This window comes from Geomonas diazotrophica (genome assembly GCF_019063885.1).
Taxonomy (GTDB): domain Bacteria; phylum Desulfobacterota; class Desulfuromonadia; order Geobacterales; family Geobacteraceae; genus Geomonas; species Geomonas diazotrophica.
Genome location: NZ_CP077684.1, coordinates 3,799,506 through 3,819,908, shown reverse-complemented (window position 1 = coordinate 3,819,908; position 20,403 = coordinate 3,799,506). Strand labels below are relative to the sequence as shown.

The following is a 20,403-nucleotide window of genomic DNA, read 5'->3' as shown; positions in this document are numbered from 1 at the left end:
TCCCCTCGCGCTACCTGGCGCCTCCCGCCTGCTTCGCCTCTTCGAGCTTGTCAGTTATGTTGTTCTTTATCCAGGACGGGTCCCACCACTCGATCGGATTCACCTCCTGCCCGGAGACCACCACGCCGAAATGGAGGTGGTCGCCGCCGGCAAGGCCGGTATCCCCGGTATCGCCGATGATGTCCCCCTTTTTCACCTGGTCCCCTTCCTTCACGGCGATCCGGCTCAGATGGCCGTAGAGCGACTGCAGCCCCAAGCCGTGGTCGATGATGACGCATTGACCGTAGATGCCGAGATCGTCGGCCCAGACCACCCGCCCTGCGTTCGCGGCCGGGACCTTCGAGTGCGCCAGGGAGGCCAGGTCGATCCCCAGGTGGTACTGCTCATCCACCTGTTTTCCCTTGTAGAAGTAGCTGCGCAACTGGCTGAAGGTGCCGCGCGGGGCGGAGTTGGGGAGGCGCAGGAACCCCCCTTGCCACAGCGGGGTGGGGGAGGTCTTCAACCCTGCCTGGTACAGGGTCTTTCGGTCAGCCTGCCTCACCTCCCGGTTCACCTTGAGGAAGAGCTCCAGCGGGGTCGCGGCCTGCGGGAAGCGATCCTTGAATTCGCCCGAGACCTTCTCCAGGAAAGAGTCGGTAAGCTCGATCCGGTCTCTGGGGAATGATTTCTCCAGCACGTGGTAGTAGATGCCGGTCAGCCTCTCGTTCCCCGCGCGGTCCACGGCCAGTACCTTGGGGATGAAGCGTTCCTGCAGCAGATCGCTGGGGAAGGGGAATAGGCAGGCGTAGTAGCCGCCCGGCTGGCGGTAGGCGGGGTAGAAGCGGTCGGCGAAGAGCACGCCGGTCTTGGCGACCTCCCGGTTCACCGTGTACACCACCAGCCCGGCGCCGCCGCGGGAGACGTTGTGGGCGGTGCTGAGGACGGCGACTGCCGGGGGCTTGTTCAGGTAGTCGAAGTTGAAGGTCTGCTCGCTGCGGTTGCCGGAGCCGAAGCCGAAGATGGAGCGATCCACCGCGCGGACCTCCAGCCTGACCGGCCCTTCCTTGAGTCCCGGCTGGGCCGGGAGCCTGAAGGTCTCCGCCCCCTCCTTGATCCCGGAGGGGTACTCCCTGGTGAGGATGGGAAAGTTCTTCTGTCCCTGCACCAGGTTCACGTTCAGCGACTTGAGCCCCGAACGGTCCCGCAGTCTCAGCGTGACATCGAGCTTCGAGGAGATGGGGCCGCTTTGCCGGGAAAGGGCGAAGGCGGGGCCTGCAGTGTCCAGAAAATAATACACGCCCAACCCGAGAAGGAGCAGCAGGATCAGCATCATTGTCACGGCTGTCGTTTTCATGGCTCTCCCCCCCGGCAACTGGTCCGGCACAAGCGCTTTTGCGCGCTCGGCCGCCCGTTGCCGTCGAAAAAGATTAATCCAGGCTAAGCACCCTCGGATTTTAGCACCCGCCCCCTCGAAGTCCAGCCAGGGCGGCGCACCGGGGTGGAAGCCGGGGCGGCGAAGGCCGCTAAAAAATATTGTAGCGCTCTGTAAAAATTTCAGACAGGTGGTATATTTCTTTCAGCTAGCTAGCTGTAACTGAATGTCTCGGAAAAGGAGGTAGCTGCATCGAGGTAGCTTCCACTGAAGAGGATTCTAATTACGAAACAGCTGTACCAGCTCCGACGTTGAAAGCGTCGGGATGACCCCTGTAACGAGGGGATCGAGTAAAAAAAAGAGGCCTTGCGTATCAGTAGCGGGCCTCTTTTCTATTATGACTGTTGCGGGTGATTGTGTTACAGGTACAGCTGAAGTATATGAGCTGCAAGAACTGCAATTCTGTTATATTGGGAGAATCGGGATAGAGGTTGTCCCATAAGTACATCACATACCAAAGGAGGAATAGCTATGAAGAGGATTACAGCGGCACTACTTGCCATGGTGATGGCCATGGTCTCCCTGCAAGGTTGCTACGGCAAGATGGCGCTCACCCGCAAGGTGTACCAGGTGAACGGCGAGGTAGGCGACAAGTACCTGCGCAGCCTGGTGACCTGGGTATTCATCATCGTTCCGGTGTACGGAATTGCGGCACTGGTCGACTTCGTACTGTTCAACACCATCGAGTTCTGGAGCGGACACAACCCCGTGGCCCAGGGCGAGAAGGATTTCCAGTACAGCGAAAACGGCGACACTTTCAAGGTACACGCCCAGAAGAGCGGCGAAACCCTTCGCTACACCTTCAACCGCTACCATGGTGATACCTACCTTGACACCCTTACCATCGACTGGAACGTGAAGACCGGTAACTCTGTAGCGGCGCTGCGCGAGGGGGACAACGTGACCCAGTTCCAGGCGATGCGCGGCAAGGGCGGCGTGAAGGTAACGAGCTCGGCTCCTGCTGCTTTGAACGGGGGCGCGCAAATGACGGCTCTGTACCAGTAGGAGGGGGGGATACTCAGCGGCAGGAAGAGAGATGACAACGTTAGCGAGTTCAAACTCGATGAGGAGGCAACTGAAGCAGTATACCCGGAAAAAAAAAATTTCGACAGACTGTTTCTTTCGCATCGCCGGTGCTATGTTTGACTCAGCTAGCTAGCAAAGAGGGATCTCGGAAAAAAGGAGGTAATCAGCATCAAAGAAACTCCACCGATTCGGAATCTCACAACCTGAAGCTGTAACCTCCCTGTGCCTACGGGCACTGGCAACCACCCTTGAAAAGGGTACCCATGTAAGGCATCAAGTGAGGCCCGCCGTAACGGCGGGCCTTTTCACGTTGTGGAACCCAGCCTTGGAGTGCGGACTCTCCCGCTAAAATCTCGCCTACCTGTCCTGCAAAGGCTGCATCAGTCTCTCAGGTGACACTTGTTACAGAGGCTTCGCTGGAAGGTGGCAAAGTCGGTTGCACGCCGGTCATAAAATGTCTGTTGAATTTCAGAGGAGAGGCGGCCCAGGGAGTATTCGACGGGTGCGCCGTTGTCGGTTCCCGGGTACGTACCCTCATACACGAGGTAGGTGGACTGCATGTTCCATCTGGTACTTGCGTCCCACCCGCTGGCGTGGGCCCTGTGGCAGGACAGGCACATCACGTTTTCTTTTCCGGCAGGGCCGCTTTGTTTAAGATCGGCAGATGCGGCAATTGACTTCAGCACTGCGTAATCCCTCGTGTTCAACTCGTAAGGGACCATCGAGTTGTAGGATCTCTCGCGCTGCCCGGACAGGTCTCCCGAACGCACGTACGAGTTGTAGTTACTGGCAATACCCTCCGACAAGACGGCGCTGGCCCCAGAGGGATGGCTGTGACTGCTGTTAAGTTGGGCGTGGCAGTTGCTGCACCATTCGGACATGCCGCTCCCGTAGGCGACCCGGGTAGCGTAGGCGTTTTCTGACCGGTTGAAAACACGGGGGGCTATGGCTGCGGGTGGATCGGAGGCCATGGGGGGGGTGCCGGGGAGGCTGTTTGGCTGATATCCCCTGCCACAGAGCAGCCGGTACGTACCTACCGAGGCAGAGGCCGTCGGGTCGGGGCTGTCAGGGTAAGACCCCGAAGCCACGACCGGGGGGCCGGAGGTGCCAATTGAGCCATCGGCGCGCCGCCGGTAGTTGCCGTGAGGGTCATGGCAGCTGATGCAGGTGAGGCTTGAACTCGGATAATTGCCGCCCGGCGAGAAGCTATGGGTGCTGTCCGCCTCGTACCCGAAGTCGATCGCAACGATGTTGTGTCCGTGCCGCTCGCCGCGGCTGAACTCCGTTGCGCCGCGCGATGTCGACCACTTGTACGTTTTCTTGAGCCAGCAAAAATCTCCGGCTGGGGGGAGTTGGACACAGATGGAAAAGGAGCCCACGTCGGTTGCGATGAAGTACTTGGAGGGAAGGGCCACGCCGAGGGGGGCCTGATGGCAGATGAGGCAGGTCGACCCCGCATCCGAGCCGCGCAGTTGCGGTGGTGTGGTATGGCATCCTGTGCAGTTGCCGGTACCGCCGTTGTGGAACACTTCATCACTGGCGGTGCTTGCCACAACGTGGGAACAAAAAACCAACAGGACAAACGCGCATGACCTGGGAATTCTCATTGCATCTCCTGATTGCGGTGATTCCGGTGCGAGGACTGTCTCAGAATTCCTGTACCTACGAATCTTGCTACCTGAGGCGAGATATTCACTAACTGGTATGGTTTTGTTCCGCCGCCGTTCCACTGTTTTCGATTATTTTCCCATTACACTTCAACCTGTCAAGCACAGTGGTCTTGTCTTTGCGTTGGGGGCGGGTGGCATCTGACTGTTTTCAGATCAAGGGGCTGGAGGGCGCGGGATAGTCAAGCGGGGCGCTTGCTTGCAAGGATATGGCTGAGAGGGTGCCTTTGGGGCGCAAAAAAAACGAAGGGTTACAGTGCAAACTGCAACCCCCTGTGTGTATGGAGCCATCTATCGGAATCGAACCGACGACCTATTGATTACGAATCAATTTGACCAGTAGCCACAAGCCGCTGTATTTAAACGATAAATCCTATTTTGTTAGCTGTCCACTTGTCCACCCTTCCGCAAGTTCTCAACATGAATCAGCACATTGTCCATAATCTGTGCCCGCCGCTGATCATCCACCCCTAAATATCGCATAGTGGTCTTGATGTCCTTGTGGCGTAGGTGGCGCTGGGCTGCGAAGATGTCAAAGCCCGATGCCTCATACACGTTCTGAGCCGACCGCCGGCGGAAATCATGATGACCTATCTCAATGCCAAGCCTCAAGCTCGCAGTTTCCAAAATCGTCTTGAATGACGTGTAAGGTTCAAGTTGCTTTGTTCGCTTGTTCGCCATGGGGTTTGAAAACAGCCACCCGCTCTTTTTCTTGTTCGTCTCCAGCCAAGGCTGCATCTCGGGGTAGATCGGAATGTGGACCTCTTCCTCTTGGTCGCTTTCCCTCACGCGAATGAACCCTTGCCGCAGGTACACGTCCTCCCAACGCAAAAGCCGCGCCTCGTTCCAACGCAGACCGGTCCATAGCATGGTGATGAGAAGCTGCTTCTTGGTGGGATCCGCCACATAATCAATAACCGACTGTATATCGGCCATGGAGGGGATCAGCGGCTTAGGCGCGTGATACTTGGGCTTGGAAGGTTTGAAAGTGAGCAATTCGGCCATATTCCGCTCGGCCATCCACTTTATCAGTGCGCTCAGAAAGTCCTGGTACATGATGATGGCGCGGCGTTTCCCTGCAAGCTTTGCCTGAAACGCATCATAGACCGTCTGCGTCAACTCGCCTGGCTGGTATTTCCCAAAGTGGGGAATGATTGCGCTCTTAAATACCCGGACCTTGTCGCCATAGGTCGACGGTGACTGGTTCGACTTTACCCACTCCAAATACTGCTCATATACCATTTCGATGGTTGGGCGCATCTTCTTGGCGCCAACTCCGTCAACTTTCGCCTCGAGCTGGGACTTGTAGGCAAACGCATCCTCGTAGCTGGGGAACGGTATTCTCCGGCGCTTCCCTTTGACACCATCGGGCCGAAACTCGCACCAATAACCGCCTTCTATTGTTGGATGCTTGACGATGTTGACCTTCATGGCGTTACTCCGCAACCTCTGCCTTGCAGAAGCGGCATATCTTTGCCTCGCGCTTTATCAGCTCGGCGCACTCAGGACATTTCTTTTCCGCAGATTTCCTCTTAATCAGCGAGCCCAGCCCCGCTAAAACGAGGCCGGGGATGATAAACAGCACGACATTGAAAAGTATTACGAATTCCGGCCCGATCAGACTTTTGGCGCCCGCCTGCATAGAGGGTGACTCGGTGATATTCATGATGCCTAGGATTGTCCATACAACACCTACGATTCGAAGTAGCGTTCTCATAGTATCCCCTTTTGTACAATAATCCTTGCAAGTTAGGCGCGATTCGCGTATACCAGCCCCGATGGTTGCCAGGCTTAAGACAGAGGTTGTTCAAGTCCGTCTCACGCCTGCATCAAAAGAACAGCTTAAAACTCTGGCAAAAGAAAGCGATATGAACATTTCCGAATACCTGCGGATCCTCATTGACAGAGAATTTTCCAAGCTGAAATAATTTTTTTGATGCAGGAAATCCCTATACACGCTAGTAATCATTATGTAATGCCATTTGTCATGACATGAAATGCGACAGAATGTGTCAGTGTGGGGCTAATTGACCCCTTGTTCATTAAAGAATATGCTGATATTGGTAGGTGAAAGCGTAAACACTAATTCGCAAATCACCTACCAAGCGGAGTACAAAAAAATGCAATGCACCCAAAAGGAGGGCCCTATGCCGGACCCACAACTCATCGAACGTTACCGCAAAATGTCGGATGCTGAACGGGCTGTAGAGGCTCGGAAGTTGATCCATATGAATCTCCCGCCCCTGAATCTCTTGTTTGCGGTTATGATGGCCCTGGATCCTGAAAGCGTGGAGGACACCCTTGCTGAAATGGCAAAGCAGATTTGACCTCTAAGGGCGCTCGTTTTCGATCGCCCTCAATTTTTCCAACAATTCAGCCATAAAATGATGCTTATCTAATGGGCTGGTTGCCTTAGCTTTGGTAAACAAACGCTCGACCTCATCCTGTAACACCTTTAAATCCGCATCAATATCCTTTACCAACACGGCCTCATCTACCGCGAAAGCCTCGGCAAACTTAGAGATAGTTTCGGGCTTTGGGTTCCTCTCCCCTCTTTCCACGGCAGAAATATACTGCTTTGATATCTTGGTGATATTTGCCAGGTCGGACTGTGTCCAGCGTGCGTTTTCCCTCAAACGTTTAATATTCTCGCCCACTTTGGACATTTTGGCATCCTCCTCCTGTTTCGGTGTAAATCAAATTTAGCACGTAAAATCAACGGTGCAAATCTTTTTTGGTTTTTTTTGCATTAAATTGATTTTTTTGGTTGCAACTGTAAACCAAATGATTTACAACAACGTCACATGGTAACGCAAATGATAGAGGAGGTGATGCAATTGGGAGACAAGAAGGGTGTGAGCGTAATATTTGAAAAGGAATTGTTTGATGACCTGGCTCTATTTGCAAAGACTAAGGGATGGCCGATTGCCCTGGTGATCCGTACAGCCGTGAGGCAATACGTCCAAGACCAGAATCCAAGCAAAGCAGCATAGGGCGGCAACATGACACCGGCAGAAATCAAAGAGCTAGCGCGTGAGATTGCCCGAGAAGTGGTGGTCGAGCAACGCCGCCAGGAACTGGCAGCTTACGATACGACGCTTGATTTTGACCAGATGGCAAAGGTTCAACGTGCCAAGATGCGCGAACTTAAAAGGGCAAAAGGAGGGCAGTAATGGGCCGCATCAGAGCAGCAAAGCTTGAAAACTCGCCGCGCCTGCAAAAGGTTCTTCTCTTCCTCGCCGATGGCAAGCCGCACACCACGCGGGACATTGTACGCGGGGCTGACGTGATGGCGGTCAACAGTTGCAAATCTGAACTCAAGGCCAACGGCTGGAATATCGCCTGCACTGCCATTGCCAAGGGCCACTACACCTACCAGCTCGACGCCTCACAGCAGGAATCGGCGTTGCGTGTTTTGCAGATCATCGACGCGACAAGGAGGGCAGCATGAAGACCAGACATAAATGCCCTCGCTGCCAAAAACACACTAGCGAGAAGTGCTACTGCAAACCCTGCCAGGCCGTTCTCAAGCGGCCGCCGGTCCCGACCCGGGCAAGCAGTTGGCCCGACTGGAACGAATTCAGAGTCAATGGGAGGTCACTGTGAGAGCCGGATACCTGAAGCAACCACGTAGGAAATCGACCATGCACCAGGAGCGCAGTCTGCAGTTCATGGGTTGGATCACTGTTGCCATCATCATCGCCGCCGTTGCCGCTTGCGAGGCAACTAAGCCGCTGCCGAGCAACCTGGAGAAACTGGCGGCCTCACCCCGGGCGTTGCAGCGGTTGCAGGATGCGCTGGAGGTGAGGCCGTGACCTGCGAAACCTGCGGAGGCTGGCAGTACTGCACTGTGGCCGAAATCGACGGCAAGCAGCGGGTAGTCATCAAGTGCACCGGCTGCGGCAAGATTCAGCCGATTACCGGACAGACACCGCTGATCACGAAGCCGATGCTGATAGAGCGCGTGGCCTGCGGGAGGGTGTTCTGATGGTTGGATGGGAACCAAGTGCGGCAGATCACAACGCGCCCTATAACGACGCCGAGTACGAGGACGAAGAAACGGGAGAGACGATCCACTTCTGCGACTGCACATCTTGCCGCTCGGCACGCAGGAAAGCAGCGAGGGATGAGGCGCGGATTGACGAGTACAACGACAGGAGGCGCGGGGCATGGTGAATAGAATCAGGCGCATCATCCTAGTCATCCGCCACGCCTTAGCCCTCTGGCACACCCTCAACCTGCCGAAGAACGCGGCCAAGGGTGATTGGCGGCAGCAGGACCACTTCCATCTGCTGCATCTGCTCAAGGCTGAGGTTGAAGAACTCGCAGTTGCTCTGTGGGAGTGGGAAACGGGCAAGGGTATGGCGCAGAGAGTTGAGGAAGAGGCTGCAGACGTGAGCGCGTTCGCGGCGATGGTGGCGGATAAAGCAAAAGAAAAGGCCGTTGGCGCGGCCTAGTCTCAAAACACGAACGGAGGAAGTATGCCTAAAGATCTGGGCGAAATCAAGAGTATCAAGGCGGATTGCGAGGAGTGCGGCGCGGAAATCGTAATTGTCACCCTCTACAAGCCAGGTTTCCGCGACCTGTCGCCGCTCTGCCCGTACTGTCATTTTCCCATGACGCGGGACATCGACCCTGACGTGGCGGTGGAGAATCTGACCAAGGCACTGGACGCGGTGCAGGCGGCAAACAAGCGGGAGGTGGCGGCGTGACCATCAAGTACCACTCCGACATCATCCAGGGCTCGGATGAATGGCTCGCACTCCGTCGCGGCATCCTCACGGCTTCCGAGATGAAGCTGATCATCACGTCTGCGCTCAAGGTCGCCGACAACGACAAGACCCGCGCCCACGTCTACGAAATAGCTGCGCAACGCATTACCGGCCACGTCGAGCCCTGCTACATCAGCGATGACATGATGCGCGGCTTTGATGACGAGATTCGCGCCCGCAACCTCTACAACGATAGATTTGCACCCGTCAAAGAGATGGGCTTCATCACGAACGACAAATGGGGCTTCACCATCGGGTATTCACCGGATGGGCTGGTGGGCGATGACGGCGCCATAGAGTGCAAGAGCCGCCGGCAGAAGTTCCAGATTCAGACCATCGTGGAAAACGTGCCGGCAGACACCATTCCCGCCGATTACGTGATTCAGCACCAGACCGGGCTACTCGTCAGCGAGCGCGAGTGGATCGACTTCATCAGCTACAGCGGCGGGCTGGAAATGGTGACGGTGCGCGTGTATCCGGACCCGAAGATTCAGGAAGCCATCATCGCCGCTGCGACTGCCTTTGAAAAGAAGGTGCAAGAGGTGATCGACGCCTACCGCGACATCACCAGCAAAAGCGAGTGGCTGATACCTACCGAGCGCCATATTGAACAGGAGATAATGCTGTGATCGACATTTCCAAGACAACAACACCCAAGAGCGACCAACTGAACTTTGATGACTTCGTGGGCGGACAGCCTATGACCATCAAGATCACCAAGGTCACGGCGGTTAACGGTGACCAACCCATTGCCGTCCACTACGAGAACGACAACGGCAAGCCGTGGAAGCCGTGCAAGTCGATGCGCCGCGTCCTCGTCAACGTATGGGGCAGGGACGGCAACGAGTACGTGGGCCGCAGCTTGATCCTCTACGGCGACCCTACCGTGGCTTTCGGAGGTGCCGCCGTCGGCGGCATCCGCATTAGCCACATGAGCCACATCGACGCGCCGTTTACTATGGCACTCACCGCAACCAGGGCGAGCCGCAAACCGTTCACCGTGAAGCCGTTGGTTGTGCAAGCAGCCACACTCACCACCGACCAGCGCAAGGAAATAGTCGCGGCAATGGGCGACGCCGTGCAGCCTGCCGAACTCCTGGCGCACTTCAAGGTCAAGTCAACCAGCGAGATCCCGGCCGACAAGTTTGCCGAGGTGCTGAAGTGGGTGGACGAACAGAAAGCCGCCCGACCCCCCGAATAATTGCGCCCACTGGGCATGGCCGCGCTCGCACATCCTCCTGTCTTGCGCGGTCTTTTTTCTCAATCTATCTCAAGGGAGATTTACATGATTATCGGCATAGACCCCGGCCAAACTGGAGCGGTTGCAATCCTCATAAACGGCGTGTGTGTAAATGTTTTTGACACTCCCACCGAGCAAGTCAAAAAAGGCAAGGGCAGCAAAACGGAATACTTGCCGTCTGAAATGGCTGAGATTCTTCGGATACACAACAAGCCCGGTGTTCACTGTTTCATCGAAAAAGTCGGCGCAATGCCCGGGCAGGGCGTTACCTCCATGTTCAACTTCGGCAAAGGCTTTGGCCTCTGGTTGGGCATCCTCGCCGCGCTTCAAATCCCTTATACCCTCGTCACACCGCAGGCGTGGAAAAAGATGCTCATGCAGGGGATTGGCGACAAGGATGCGGCGAGGGGAAGGGCGCAGCAGCTTCACCCCGAAGTTACCGACTGGTTAAAGCGCAAAAAAGACATTGGCCGCGCTGATGCCCTGCTGATTGCGGAGTACGGAAGGAGGGCCACCAAATGACACCGAAAGAACGCGCCGAAGCGCACTGGGACGGCTATGTCGGCCCGATGATGGAAATGATGCTCAAGATGATGCTGGACGCGAGCCGCTTTCACTACGTCACCAGTCACGTCCACGGCGCCAAGCATGAGCAGCAGGACGTGCAGACGCCGGAACTTGCCGAACTCTTGCGCCGCTGCAATGCCACTGTCGAATCCTGTGCCACCTGCCTCGACGATAAGAAATGCGGCGGCGGGCTACGGCTGGCAAACGGGCAGTGTTTGCACCATCGGAGGGCCAAATAATGGGCAAGATGAAAGAAAACCCGCGCTGCCACGTCTTCAGCATCCGCCTCAACGACAAGGAATCAGCCGCGGTTGACAAGCTGAGCCTGGATGAGGTGCGGGAGCTATTTGTGGCGGCGGCGGAAGGGAAGGTTTCCCATGGGTAAAGCCGCCAGAGCAAGAGCCGCAATGGTCGAAGTGATGTTACCGCGCGAGCACGTCGCGGTGGTGGCCGGGCTGTCGCTGATTGAAGCCGTCATGAACCACGTCACCGGACTTGAACTCACCACCTATCAGCAGCAGGTGGCCGAATCGCTGATGAAGAGTCTGGTGCGGCTACATGACAGCTTCCCGGGCAGAGTTGAGGACAGCATGATCGCCAAGTGCGATCGCTACCTCTGCCGAGCTCAAAACGCTATGGACGGATTCTTTGACGAGCTGACGCCGGCAGACCTCGCGGAGATGGAGCAGGTTAAGGGGCGGTGGCCGGAACATAAGGAGGCGAAGTGAATGAGCTGGCACTTTTCGCGGGCGCTGGTGGAGGCATACTCGGTGGCAAACTCCTTGGATGGAAAACCGTCTGCGCCGTCGAAATCGAACCCTACGCCGCTAGCGTACTTATGCAGCGACAGAATGACGGCATTCTCGACCCGTTCCCTGTCTGGGATGACATTCGCACCTTTGACGGCAGACCTTGGCGAGGACGTGTTGACGTGGTTTCTGGAGGGTTTCCCTGCCAAGACATCAGCGTTGCAGGAAAAGGCGCAGGGCTTAACGGAGAGCGGAGCGGACTCTGGTCAGAAATGCGGCGAATCATTAGCGAAGTTCGACCCAGTTACGTCCTCGTGGAAAACTCACCAATACTTACTTCAAGGGGGCTTGGAAGAGTTCTTGGAGACCTGGCCGCGCTGGGGTTTGATGCAAAATGGGGAGTGCTGGGAGCTGTCAATTCTGGAGCGCCTCATAAACGTGAACGGATTTGGATTGTTGCCAAAGGCGATGTTTCCAACTCCATGTTCCAGGGATTACAGGAGCGGGAAGGGCAAAACACAAAAAGAGAGGGGTCGCGCAGCGGGGCAAAGCCTATCAGAGTTCAGTGGTGGGACGTTGAACCCGACGTGGGTAGAGTGGCTAATGGGGTGGCCGCTAGGGTGGACCGACTTAAAGCCATTGGCAATGGTCAAATTCCAGCGGTGGCGGCGCTGGCATGGAGGATTTTAGCATGACAACTCAAACCATCCTCATCCGCTGCCTGAACCCCGATTGCTCCGACCTGGCACCGCAAGACTCCGGCTACTGCGCCAAATGCCGCGAGAAGAAGCCGCACAAGTGCGCGACGGTTGGCTGTGACACCATCGTCTATGGTCTCAACGTCTACTGTGCCGAGTGCAAACACGAACGCGGCCTAGAGTGCCAGCGAGGGTCGAAAGAGCGCATCACCAAGGCTTACCCGCAGATCGAAGTAGCCAAGCCGAAGAAACGCCAGCCGGTCAAGATCGTCAAAACGGCGGCACAGGTGGAAAGGGAGAACCAGGCGGAATGGCGGCGGCTGCTCAAGGTGCGGGAAGGGCTGAATCAGGACTTGCTGGCTGAGCGGATGATGAGAAGGGCGATTTGCAGTTATTAGCCTAGCCACACGGCAAAGGAGCGAGAGATGCGTAAAGAGATTGAAACGTGGGCCGTAGAGGTCCATTTGAACGGTGAGCGTGCGTTGAGCATCGGCCATGGCTGGCTGTCGGGCCGGGATGACATTGACGATTTCAAGCCCGAAATCCGCCGCTGTGCTGAAAACCTGTTGGCTTTTATTGGTGAGGACCTGCCCGATGTTACCGACCTCCGCACCCGCCTCGCCGCAGCAGAGCAGGAAGTCGAGCGGATGTTCCACTTGAACGTATCGACTCAGAAGCACGCCGACAATCTGCTGGCGAAACTGCATGAGGCTGAAAAGGAGCGGGACGAAGCGAAAGCGGGGTGGGAAGCGGCAGACATTCAGATCAGCATCGAAGCAGGGGACGTGATGCGGCTCACCACGGAGCGCGACGAACTCCGCGCCGAGAACGAGCGGCTGGCTAAGATAGTGGATGCACAAGCTGCCAACCTTAAAGAGCGCGACGGCAGAATCAGTTCTTACTCGAACGCCCTTGAGCGTGAAATTGAACTCAGGACCGCCGCCCAGCAATCCGCCAAGGAGCAGTTTGGGGCGGGCTGCATGAAGGGCCACGATTTGATAGATGCAACACTTGTCGGCCTAGAGGATCTTCTAGACGGCAAATTCATCATGCGGGTTTCCGACTTCAAATTTACGCTGAATAAGATCAAGGCCGCCATCCGCGAAGCCGCCAAGGAGAGGGGAGAATGAGCGCCTTAAGCGAAAAGATCAAAGAGTTTATTAGGGACTGTTCCGTAAACTGGGAGTGTGATAACACAGGGCACCAAGAATTTGAGCAGCATAGACCTAAATTTTGCAGAGCTTGCCAAGCAAAAGAACTGTTTGCTGAGTTGTCTTCTGACTCCACCCCTCCCACCTACGCCCACACCTGCGAATGTCAAGGCTACCATGACGGGGCATGTACCTGCGAAGAGGTTTTGCTCTCAAACCCAGCCAAGCACTACAAAGAGCGATAAAAGCCGAGCAACTGGGCGACCAAAAAGCGGCTGAAACGTTTTTTAGGTACGCAGAATTGAAAGAGAAGGAGGCCAGCAAGTGAGCGAGAAATATGAGAAATTTTTGGACAGCGCGAACGAACTAAGCGACCTATCAAGAAAAGATTTCAGGGAGAAAGTTATGCTAAACCAGCGTGTAAGCCAAGCATCCTCCGACTTTGCGTGTGCAGAAATATCAGGGAAAGTAGGGTTGCTACTGAGTTGCTTCCCTGACCTTACGCCTCAACAAGTCAAAACGATAGTTTCGATCTTCAGTAATTCCGCCTCCACCCCTCCCACCTACGCACAGGGGCAGGAGGACACCTTAACCACTCTTGGCCACGTGCGGGTGCCGAACACTCGCTGCCAAGCAAGATACAAGGAAACCGAACAGCGAGTCAGTGGTCCGCGCAACCCGCCTGTATGGTGCGACTTGAAAGCGGGGCATGAGGGTCCGCATCGCCACGTATCAGGCCACCGCTCTTTCATCATGGACCGCAAGCATTTGATAGAGATGAAACCGTTGCCGGACTTGTGTGCGAAATGCGGGACAGTTTGGCCGTGCCAGGATGTGCAGACGGTGCTTCGCGCCCTGCCGATCAAGGAGGGGAAATGATGGACGATGGAACTGCTTGCCGTTTGATGAGGGCGTTTGCGTGCATGGCCCGAATCGAAGCTATGAAGGCGGAGAACGCGGCTAGAAAATTGAGAGGTGATAGTCCCGCATATGGTGAGGATCACTTCTTTTCTGAGGCTGAAACCCTAGAGGAACTTTCACGCTGGTAAAGGAGAACCCATGAACACACCGCAAGAGTTTGAGCCTTTGGCATTTTGGATGGGGTGGGAGAAGAATGAAGATGGAGAACTTTGGCTTAAGCCGGAAGGTATAGCGCATCCGGTATATAAGCCATTTTTCTCTAAAGCCGAGTGCATCGAGGCGCTGAACAGGCTGGTGGAGAAGGGGTACGGGTACACCTTGGATAACCAGGTTGACGAACCCCATAAACATCGTCTTCAGATTTACACACCGGTACGTCATTGGAGCGGCTGGCAACCCACCATCAACCAAGCAGTAGAGCAGGCACTTTTAAGGCTGATTGAGGCGGAGAAGGAAGCAACCGCAGATGCCATCCGGTACTGCAACGAAATGGCTGTAAAGCACAATTGGTAGCCGTCCGAGCGCGGCGAGGGGGAGTAGGGGATGAAATACCACGAATGCACCGAAAAAGAGAAGGCCGCAATGGAAGCGGTGAAAGCGGCGGTCAAAGCGTTGCCAAGAGGCATCAAGGTGGGTGTAGAACAGTTTGACGGCACTTTGGAATTCTGGAAAATGACTCCCAAAGGCATCGGATATGCGGCAATGATTGGCAGCATGAAAACTTCCAAGACAGAATACTAGCGGCCCACCGCCGCGAAATGACTATCCGCGCAAGGGGCGCGGGGAGGGGGAAGTGGTGGAATGGCAACCAATTGAAACTTACGACAAATTGAAGAAAAAGCCAAAGGATGCAGTTTTCTTTTTCCAAGGCATGGCACCTCTTAGGGGCGGGAAAGGGCCATATTCTTTGTATCCGACTATTCAAACTAGCCGCCACATGGGGAGCCGCATTTGCACTCATTGGCTACCGCTGCCCGATACCAATTCAATTGAATCCAAACCGTGGGAGGAGGCCCAATGAGCAAGGAGTTTGAACTACCAGAATATGACGTGGCTTGCAGTATGAACGAGGCCGGTGAAGGTACTCCGCTCACCATGTTTATTGAGCACGAAGAACCGGCTGGCGACCAAGAACTATTGTGGCGCGACAGGCTAGCGGAAGTCGTGCAATCCGCTTTCACCGCCGGCCGCGCCCTTGGCAGGAGGGAGATGAAGGAGGAGGCAATTGGGCATATCAACGCGCTTGCCAGTGCGTGGGCATCCTTGCCGATACCGATAACCGCATGCAGTAGGCTTATTGCCGCCATCGAAGCCATACCGGAGGAGCAGTAAGTCAGCAGCACCGCAATTTGTGATGGATAGGGGGTGAGAGGGTGGCAAGAAGCAGAAATATCAAACCGGGCTTTTTCAAAAACGAGCATCTTTCCGAATTGCCGCCGCTCACTCGCCTCTTATTCATGGCGCTGTGGTGTGAAGCAGATCGCGAGGGGAGGCTTGAAGAACGCCCCAGGAGACTGGCCGCAGAATACTTTGCCTACGATGCACCAGGCGAGCACGGTGTTAGCACCATGCTAGCACAGTTAGAGCACAGTGCTGGCAACTTCATAGTCCGGTACTCGGACGGAAACAACCGATACATTCAGATTCTGAACTTCAACAAGCACCAGAACCCGCATAAAAAGGAAGCGCCGTCAACTATCCCAACTGTGGCGCAATGTACCATTAACTGCTTGGAAAATAAAGAGTCTGGTGCCAGCACTATACCAGCATCGTGCAAGCACCGTGCTTGCCTTATGCTAGCCGGGCTGATTCCTGATTCCGGATTCCTGATTCCTGATTCCCCTTCCCCTATCACCGAGGGGTCGAAGATGACGAGAAAAGAATTCGCCGATCTTTACTTCCAAGCCTTTGGCAAACTGATGCCTGGCATCCTCAACAACGATAGCAACGAGTGCTGTCAGAAGTATCCCGCCGAGCAGATACGCGAAGCTTTCCGGATCGGGGGCGAGAATGGCGCCGGTTCTTTCAGCTACATCAAGGCGGTGCTTGACGGCAAAGGGAAAAGGGACGACATGGCATGGCTGGATGATTTGCCGACAGGAGACAACGCATGAGTGCAGAGGTTGCAAAGCACGCAGTCAAGACGCTCACGGCCCAATTCAAGAAGCAGTTCACCGAGAAAGGGATGCGGGACATCTGGCCTGAGTTGATAGCACAGCCAGATAAGGCGATTGAGGCGGCAGTTGACGGAATCTGTCTCACTATGTCTTACCTTCCCCCGCCTGATAGGTTGCTTGAGCGAGTAAAGCAGGAAGCAAAGAAGATCGCCAACGAGCAGGCCAAACAGCGAGAGGACGAGTGGAACAAGCAAAAGGGTGGCAGTAATAGGACTGAGTTGGACAAGCAGCCGAACATCTTCTCCCGCGAAATGTCGGATATGCACGGCAAGCACGCTATCCAGGCACTGAAACTGATGCTCACCGACCAACCCGAAAGCGTGAAGCTGGACTGCCTTAGAGCGATGGAGACGAGTTACCCGGGTGTCGGATACGGCAAAGCGGGTATTGAACTACAGCGGGTTTGGGGTGAGGATAAAGCAGGATAGGGCAGGAAAGGCAGAACGCACCATGGCGAATAGTAGGACCGCAGTAAAGCAAATGATAGGGCTTGTAAAGCAAATTTGGAGGCTTTGAGTGAACAGAGGGACAGCAGCACAGCGAGGGTATGGGGCAAGGTGGGCGGCGTACTCAAGGCAGTATCGCAAGGAGAACCCATTGTGCGTTGATTGTCTGGCACGTGGAGTGCTGACAAGCGTGGAGCACGGCGGGCATGTCGACCACATCCAGGCTGTGAGTGGGCCGAGTGATCCGCTCTTTTGGGAACCGGCCAACCACCAATCGCTGTGCCACTCCTGCCACTCTCGCAAGACGGCCTTCGAGGATGGATCGTTCGGGAATAAGAAGGGTAAGGGGAAGGTGAGGGCGGACTGTGGGATAGACGGTGTGCCTGTGGATGGTGGGCATCATTGGAGGAAGTGATGAACGAGAAAGATAGAACTCACATGGTTGAGAGGTTGAGACGGTTGGCAAATGCATTGGCTGAGGAGCGCATAGACATAGTTGAGGTGACCTTCTGTGATCATTATGAACCGTGTCTCATAGCGGACGGGGTGTCAGCTGGACTTTGCCTTCATAAAGAGACCGGAGACTATGCTGTTACGCTGAGGATCAAGAAGTTTGGCGCTGCTGGTCCCGTATTGATCAATGAAATATGTCTGTAACCCAATCGTAAAAGGGTGGGGGTGGGCTAAATCTCTCAGGTGTTTTCATTAGAAACCGCGTGTGAGCCCACGCTTACGCAATGACGAAAAAACAAAAGGGGGTCAATATGGGCCGAACTAGAAAACCAACGCCTTTGAAGGTGGTAGGCGGAACAGATCGAAAAGACCGCAGCAACCCGAGCGAGCCGCAGCCGGAAGTCAAGATACCCGAGATGCCGGCGCACCTTTCCGAAGATGCCAAAGCCGAATGGGAGCGTATCACACCACTCCTTGATGAGATGGGCATCATCAGTGACCTCGACCTCTCCGCGCTGGCAATGTACTGCCAGGCGTACGGGCGGCACATCGAGGCAGAGCGGAAGATCCTGGAGACCGGCTTGCTCGACACCACCTCAAACGGCAACACCATTCAATCGCCGCTTGTCGGTATCAGCAACCACTCCATGGAAATCGCCCGCAAGTTGCTGGCCACTTTTGGCATGACTCCGGCAGACCGCAGTAAGGTTAACGCGGTGCCGAGACAGCCTGATAAGCCTGAAGGGAAGGAGCGATTTTTCAAATGACCTATGTCAAGGAGCATTTATCCTCGCCCAATAGCTACGGAATTATGTCACCTATGGGTGTTTTTGTTAGGTGTAGTGATGGACAGCGTTTCGTTTGGATAAAAAGAACAGGCTTGACTTCAGAGCAATTCAGACCTTTCGAGGATGGTGAAGAGGATGGCACAGACTACTGCTAAAAACACCGACCGCGCCACAGCATACGCCCTTGCCGTCACCGCCGACGAGATAGCGGCGGGCCCCCACGTTCGAGACGCCTGTAAGCGGCATCTCCGCGACCTGGAGAATGGCCACGAGCGCGGCCTACACTATGACGCGACAGCCGCCACCGAGGACATCGCCTTCTTTGAAGAGTGCCTGTGCCTCAACGGTGGCCAGTTCGAGGGTGTGCCGTTCATCCTCAACGGCTGGCAGGCGTTCATCGTCGGGATGCTCTTCGGCTGGAAGCGCGCCGACGGTACGCGTCGTTTCCGTGTTGCCTACATCGAAACGCCAAAGGGTTCCGGCAAGTCGCCCCTTTGCGCCGGGATCGGGCTTAAGGGGCTGGTGGCCGATGGCGAGCCCCGCGCCGAGATTTATGCCGCCGCGACCTTCCGCGATCAGGCCATGGTGCTCTTCCGCGATGCGCTCGCCTTCTTCGATCAGTCGCCCGAGCTGCAGAAGCGGTTGGTGGCATCGGGGACCGGCGCCAACCGTTGGAACCTAGCCTATCTCGATAAGGGGTCCTTCTTTCGCGTCATCAGCTCGGACAAGAAAGGGCAGTCGGGCCCGCGCCCACACATGGCCCTCCTGGACGAGATCCACGAGCACCGCGACGGTACCGTGATCGAGATGCTGCGCGCCGGCTTCAAGTTCCGCCGGCAACCGCTCAGCGTGATGATCACCAACTCGGGCCACGATAAGACGTCCGTCTGCTGGGAGTACCACGACATGGGCGCGAAGGTCTGTGCCGGACAGATCGAAAATGACGAGTTCTTTGCCTACATCTGCGCTCTCGACCAGGAGGATCTGGAAGGGGACCGTTATATGACCGACGAAACACTGTGGATGAAGGTTAACCCGTCGCTGAAACCAAAGGGGAACCTCAACGCTGCGGGCGAACTCGACGAGGGCATCCCCGGCTACTCCTACATTCGCGGCCAAGTAACCGAGGCTATGGGGATGCCGTCGAAAATGGCCACCGTCAAACGACTGTGCTTCTGCCAGTGGGTGGAAGCGGACAACCCATGGATTTCAAGTGAGGCATGGTTCGGCGCCGAGGACAAGGGTTTTTCTGATGTAGACCTCACTGGTCGGCGGTGCTGGGGGGGGCTCGACCTGTCGGCGGTGCGCGACTTGACCGCCTTTGCGCTGCTCTTTGAGCCATCGGCTGACGATCCCTCCTGGCGCCTGCGGGTCTGGTTCTGGATGCCGGGGCGGAATCTCACGCAGAAGGCCAATCAGGATCGGGTGCCGTACATCGCCTGGCGCGACGGCGGGCATATCACGACCCTGGACCGCGCGACCATCGAATACGAGTTTGTCATCAAGGACTTGGTGCAGATTTGCGCCGACTGTGACGTGCAGAAGATTGCCTTCGACCGCTGGAATATTGGCAACTTCAGGAAGGAACTGGAGCGCGTCGGGGCAACACTCCCAGAACTTGAAGAGTTTGGACAGGGCTTCCAGTCGATGGGACCCGCCGTTAAGCAGTTCGAGGTTCTTCTTGACGGCCAATTGAAACACGACGGCAACCCGGTGCTCACCTGGTGCGCGGCCAACGCCGTGGCGGTTGAGGATCCGGCTGAGAATAAGAAGCTGGACAAGAGCAGGTCTACCGGGCGCATCGACGGCATAGTGGCCTCAGTGATGGCGGCCGGGATCATCGAAACGGTGGAGCAAAGTGGCTATAACGACCGCGCAGCACGCGGTGAAGATGTGATCAGGATGCTATGAGAGGGGGTGAAATGCAAAAAATTGCTTTTGAAGAGAAGAGGTTTTGCTACCTGGGGACGCTGGCGGCACGGTGGGATTGTTCCATCGACTACCTGAAAGACTTGGCCAGTAAGGGAATCATCAAACTCTGGCATCCGGAAGGTCGCAGTAAGAGCAAGGGACTACGGGCTGACGTTCCCAGTGTCCTTGAGGCTGAGAAAAACGGATACATCCCACCCGGCGAAGTGACTTAACTGGGCTATGGGTGGTTATGGGGGCTAACTGCCCCCCTTTTTTTATGCTTTCATAGCGGCCATGATAAAGGGTCTGCGAAAATTTCAGCCGGAAGAAAGTGACGTTTTGCTCTGCGTGGGGGTGGAATGCCTGTTTATTGGCGCCTACCTCCTGTCACCGCCGGCTGCTTTTCTCCTCCTTGGCGCGGTTTTC

Annotated in this window: 35 protein-coding genes; 30 read left to right on the top strand and 5 right to left on the bottom strand. The window is 55.8% G+C overall.

The window, feature by feature from the left end; all coding sequences use genetic code 11:
* Positions 1-10: 10 nt before the first annotated feature.
* The gene (locus KP003_RS16875) at positions 11-1,333 is read right to left on the bottom strand and encodes a M23 family metallopeptidase (RefSeq protein ID WP_216789257.1); all 1,323 of its coding nucleotides are present in this window, start codon (positions 1,331-1,333) and stop codon (positions 11-13) included.
* A 549-nt stretch (positions 1,334-1,882) separates the two neighbouring features.
* Here KP003_RS16875 and KP003_RS16870 point away from each other — a divergent pair.
* Positions 1,883-2,416, top strand: coding sequence for a DUF3332 domain-containing protein (locus KP003_RS16870; protein WP_216497627.1), 534 nt, complete (start codon positions 1,883-1,885; stop codon positions 2,414-2,416).
* A gap of 401 nt (positions 2,417-2,817) precedes the next feature.
* Here the strand turns inward: KP003_RS16870 and KP003_RS16865 are convergent, their stop codons facing one another.
* The 3 genes from KP003_RS16865 to KP003_RS16855 form a co-directional block, all read right to left on the bottom strand.
* On the bottom strand, positions 2,818-4,044 hold the full coding sequence (locus KP003_RS16865; RefSeq protein ID WP_216497628.1) for a cytochrome C: 1,227 nt from the start codon (positions 4,042-4,044) through the stop codon (positions 2,818-2,820).
* 441 nt (positions 4,045-4,485) lie between these two features.
* The gene (locus KP003_RS16860) at positions 4,486-5,535 is read right to left on the bottom strand and encodes a tyrosine-type recombinase/integrase (RefSeq protein WP_217299987.1); all 1,050 of its coding nucleotides are present in this window, start codon (positions 5,533-5,535) and stop codon (positions 4,486-4,488) included.
* 4 nt (positions 5,536-5,539) lie between these two features.
* Positions 5,540-5,821, bottom strand: coding sequence for a zinc ribbon domain-containing protein (locus KP003_RS16855; RefSeq protein ID WP_217299986.1), 282 nt, complete (start codon positions 5,819-5,821; stop codon positions 5,540-5,542).
* 61 nt (positions 5,822-5,882) lie between these two features.
* On the opposite strand from KP003_RS16855, the gene KP003_RS21705 reads away from it, so the two are divergent.
* Positions 5,883-6,032 (top strand): plasmid mobilization protein, encoded by a 150-nt coding sequence (locus KP003_RS21705; protein ID WP_437178053.1) that lies wholly within the window; start codon positions 5,883-5,885, stop codon positions 6,030-6,032.
* 219 nt (positions 6,033-6,251) lie between these two features.
* Positions 6,252-6,431 carry a hypothetical protein gene (locus KP003_RS16850; RefSeq protein ID WP_217299985.1) on the top strand — a complete coding sequence of 60 codons (180 nt, stop codon included), beginning with the start codon at positions 6,252-6,254 and terminating at the stop codon, positions 6,429-6,431.
* A 3-nt stretch (positions 6,432-6,434) separates the two neighbouring features.
* Here KP003_RS16850 and KP003_RS16845 read toward each other — a convergent pair whose 3' ends face one another.
* Positions 6,435-6,770: a helix-turn-helix domain-containing protein gene (locus KP003_RS16845; protein ID WP_217299984.1), complete on the bottom strand. Its 336-nt coding sequence runs from the start codon at positions 6,768-6,770 to the stop codon at positions 6,435-6,437.
* Positions 6,771-6,941: 171 nt separating this feature from the next.
* Between KP003_RS16845 and KP003_RS16840 the strand changes: the two genes are divergently transcribed.
* From KP003_RS16840 to KP003_RS16710, 27 genes are all read left to right on the top strand, one after another.
* A complete protein-coding gene (locus KP003_RS16840) occupies positions 6,942-7,097 on the top strand; it encodes a hypothetical protein (RefSeq protein ID WP_217299983.1) in 156 nt (51 codons plus the stop codon).
* Positions 7,098-7,106: 9 nt separating this feature from the next.
* Positions 7,107-7,277 (top strand): hypothetical protein, encoded by a 171-nt coding sequence (locus tag KP003_RS16835; RefSeq protein WP_217299982.1) that lies wholly within the window; start codon positions 7,107-7,109, stop codon positions 7,275-7,277.
* Positions 7,277-7,555: a hypothetical protein gene (locus KP003_RS16830; protein ID WP_217299981.1), complete on the top strand. Its 279-nt coding sequence runs from the start codon at positions 7,277-7,279 to the stop codon at positions 7,553-7,555. Before KP003_RS16835 ends, KP003_RS16830 begins: the two co-directional genes overlap by 1 nt.
* A gap of 151 nt (positions 7,556-7,706) precedes the next feature.
* Positions 7,707-7,919 carry a hypothetical protein gene (locus KP003_RS16825; RefSeq protein ID WP_217299980.1) on the top strand — a complete coding sequence of 71 codons (213 nt, stop codon included), beginning with the start codon at positions 7,707-7,709 and terminating at the stop codon, positions 7,917-7,919.
* On the top strand, positions 7,916-8,092 hold the full coding sequence (locus KP003_RS16820; RefSeq protein ID WP_217299979.1) for a hypothetical protein: 177 nt from the start codon (positions 7,916-7,918) through the stop codon (positions 8,090-8,092). The genes KP003_RS16825 and KP003_RS16820 overlap by 4 nt, the downstream gene beginning before the upstream one ends.
* A 181-nt stretch (positions 8,093-8,273) precedes the next feature.
* Positions 8,274-8,561, top strand: coding sequence for a hypothetical protein (locus KP003_RS16815; protein WP_217299978.1), 288 nt, complete (start codon positions 8,274-8,276; stop codon positions 8,559-8,561).
* A gap of 24 nt (positions 8,562-8,585) precedes the next feature.
* On the top strand, positions 8,586-8,816 hold the full coding sequence (locus KP003_RS16810) for an SIR2 family NAD-dependent protein deacylase (RefSeq protein WP_217299977.1): 231 nt from the start codon (positions 8,586-8,588) through the stop codon (positions 8,814-8,816).
* A complete protein-coding gene (locus KP003_RS16805; protein WP_217299976.1) occupies positions 8,813-9,505 on the top strand; it encodes a YqaJ viral recombinase family protein in 693 nt (230 codons plus the stop codon). Before KP003_RS16810 ends, KP003_RS16805 begins: the two co-directional genes overlap by 4 nt.
* Positions 9,502-10,077: a hypothetical protein gene (locus KP003_RS16800; RefSeq protein ID WP_217299975.1), complete on the top strand. Its 576-nt coding sequence runs from the start codon at positions 9,502-9,504 to the stop codon at positions 10,075-10,077. The genes KP003_RS16805 and KP003_RS16800 overlap by 4 nt, the downstream gene beginning before the upstream one ends.
* Positions 10,078-10,161: 84 nt before the next feature.
* On the top strand, positions 10,162-10,638 hold the full coding sequence (locus KP003_RS16795) for a RuvC family protein (RefSeq protein ID WP_217299974.1): 477 nt from the start codon (positions 10,162-10,164) through the stop codon (positions 10,636-10,638).
* The gene (locus KP003_RS16790; protein WP_217299973.1) at positions 10,635-10,922 is read left to right on the top strand and encodes a hypothetical protein; all 288 of its coding nucleotides are present in this window, start codon (positions 10,635-10,637) and stop codon (positions 10,920-10,922) included. The genes KP003_RS16795 and KP003_RS16790 overlap by 4 nt, the downstream gene beginning before the upstream one ends.
* Positions 10,922-11,068 carry a hypothetical protein gene (locus tag KP003_RS16785; RefSeq protein ID WP_217299972.1) on the top strand — a complete coding sequence of 49 codons (147 nt, stop codon included), beginning with the start codon at positions 10,922-10,924 and terminating at the stop codon, positions 11,066-11,068. The genes KP003_RS16790 and KP003_RS16785 overlap by 1 nt, the downstream gene beginning before the upstream one ends.
* Positions 11,069-11,090: 22 nt before the next feature.
* The gene (locus KP003_RS16780) at positions 11,091-11,411 is read left to right on the top strand and encodes a hypothetical protein (RefSeq protein ID WP_217299971.1); all 321 of its coding nucleotides are present in this window, start codon (positions 11,091-11,093) and stop codon (positions 11,409-11,411) included.
* Complete coding sequence (locus KP003_RS16775) at positions 11,408-12,127, top strand: DNA cytosine methyltransferase (protein ID WP_217299970.1); 720 nt, start codon at positions 11,408-11,410, stop codon at positions 12,125-12,127. The genes KP003_RS16780 and KP003_RS16775 overlap by 4 nt, the downstream gene beginning before the upstream one ends.
* Positions 12,124-12,528, top strand: coding sequence for a hypothetical protein (locus KP003_RS16770; protein ID WP_217299969.1), 405 nt, complete (start codon positions 12,124-12,126; stop codon positions 12,526-12,528). The genes KP003_RS16775 and KP003_RS16770 overlap by 4 nt, the downstream gene beginning before the upstream one ends.
* A gap of 27 nt (positions 12,529-12,555) precedes the next feature.
* On the top strand, positions 12,556-13,260 hold the full coding sequence (locus KP003_RS16765; RefSeq protein ID WP_217299968.1) for a hypothetical protein: 705 nt from the start codon (positions 12,556-12,558) through the stop codon (positions 13,258-13,260).
* A gap of 345 nt (positions 13,261-13,605) precedes the next feature.
* A complete protein-coding gene (locus KP003_RS16760) occupies positions 13,606-14,160 on the top strand; it encodes a hypothetical protein (RefSeq protein WP_217299967.1) in 555 nt (184 codons plus the stop codon).
* 180 nt (positions 14,161-14,340) lie between these two features.
* A complete protein-coding gene (locus KP003_RS16755; protein ID WP_217299966.1) occupies positions 14,341-14,715 on the top strand; it encodes a hypothetical protein in 375 nt (124 codons plus the stop codon).
* A 30-nt stretch (positions 14,716-14,745) separates the two neighbouring features.
* Positions 14,746-14,943: a hypothetical protein gene (locus tag KP003_RS16750; RefSeq protein WP_217299965.1), complete on the top strand. Its 198-nt coding sequence runs from the start codon at positions 14,746-14,748 to the stop codon at positions 14,941-14,943.
* 276 nt (positions 14,944-15,219) lie between these two features.
* Positions 15,220-15,534, top strand: coding sequence for a hypothetical protein (locus tag KP003_RS16745; RefSeq protein WP_217299964.1), 315 nt, complete (start codon positions 15,220-15,222; stop codon positions 15,532-15,534).
* A 41-nt stretch (positions 15,535-15,575) separates the two neighbouring features.
* A complete protein-coding gene (locus KP003_RS16740) occupies positions 15,576-16,316 on the top strand; it encodes a hypothetical protein (protein ID WP_217299963.1) in 741 nt (246 codons plus the stop codon).
* Entirely contained in the window at positions 16,313-16,807 is a 495-nt protein-coding gene (locus KP003_RS16735; protein ID WP_217299962.1) for a hypothetical protein, read from the top strand. The genes KP003_RS16740 and KP003_RS16735 overlap by 4 nt, the downstream gene beginning before the upstream one ends.
* 88 nt (positions 16,808-16,895) lie before the next feature.
* On the top strand, positions 16,896-17,240 hold the full coding sequence (locus KP003_RS21640) for an HNH endonuclease (protein WP_217299961.1): 345 nt from the start codon (positions 16,896-16,898) through the stop codon (positions 17,238-17,240).
* A complete protein-coding gene (locus KP003_RS16725; RefSeq protein ID WP_217299960.1) occupies positions 17,240-17,482 on the top strand; it encodes a hypothetical protein in 243 nt (80 codons plus the stop codon). Before KP003_RS21640 ends, KP003_RS16725 begins: the two co-directional genes overlap by 1 nt.
* A gap of 107 nt (positions 17,483-17,589) precedes the next feature.
* A complete protein-coding gene (locus KP003_RS16720) occupies positions 17,590-18,045 on the top strand; it encodes a phage terminase small subunit P27 family (RefSeq protein ID WP_217299959.1) in 456 nt (151 codons plus the stop codon).
* A 156-nt stretch (positions 18,046-18,201) separates the two neighbouring features.
* Positions 18,202-19,977 carry a terminase large subunit gene (locus KP003_RS16715; RefSeq protein ID WP_217299958.1) on the top strand — a complete coding sequence of 592 codons (1,776 nt, stop codon included), beginning with the start codon at positions 18,202-18,204 and terminating at the stop codon, positions 19,975-19,977.
* 11 nt (positions 19,978-19,988) lie between these two features.
* Positions 19,989-20,210 carry a hypothetical protein gene (locus KP003_RS16710; RefSeq protein WP_217299957.1) on the top strand — a complete coding sequence of 74 codons (222 nt, stop codon included), beginning with the start codon at positions 19,989-19,991 and terminating at the stop codon, positions 20,208-20,210.
* The last annotated feature ends 193 nt before the right edge of the window (positions 20,211-20,403 follow it).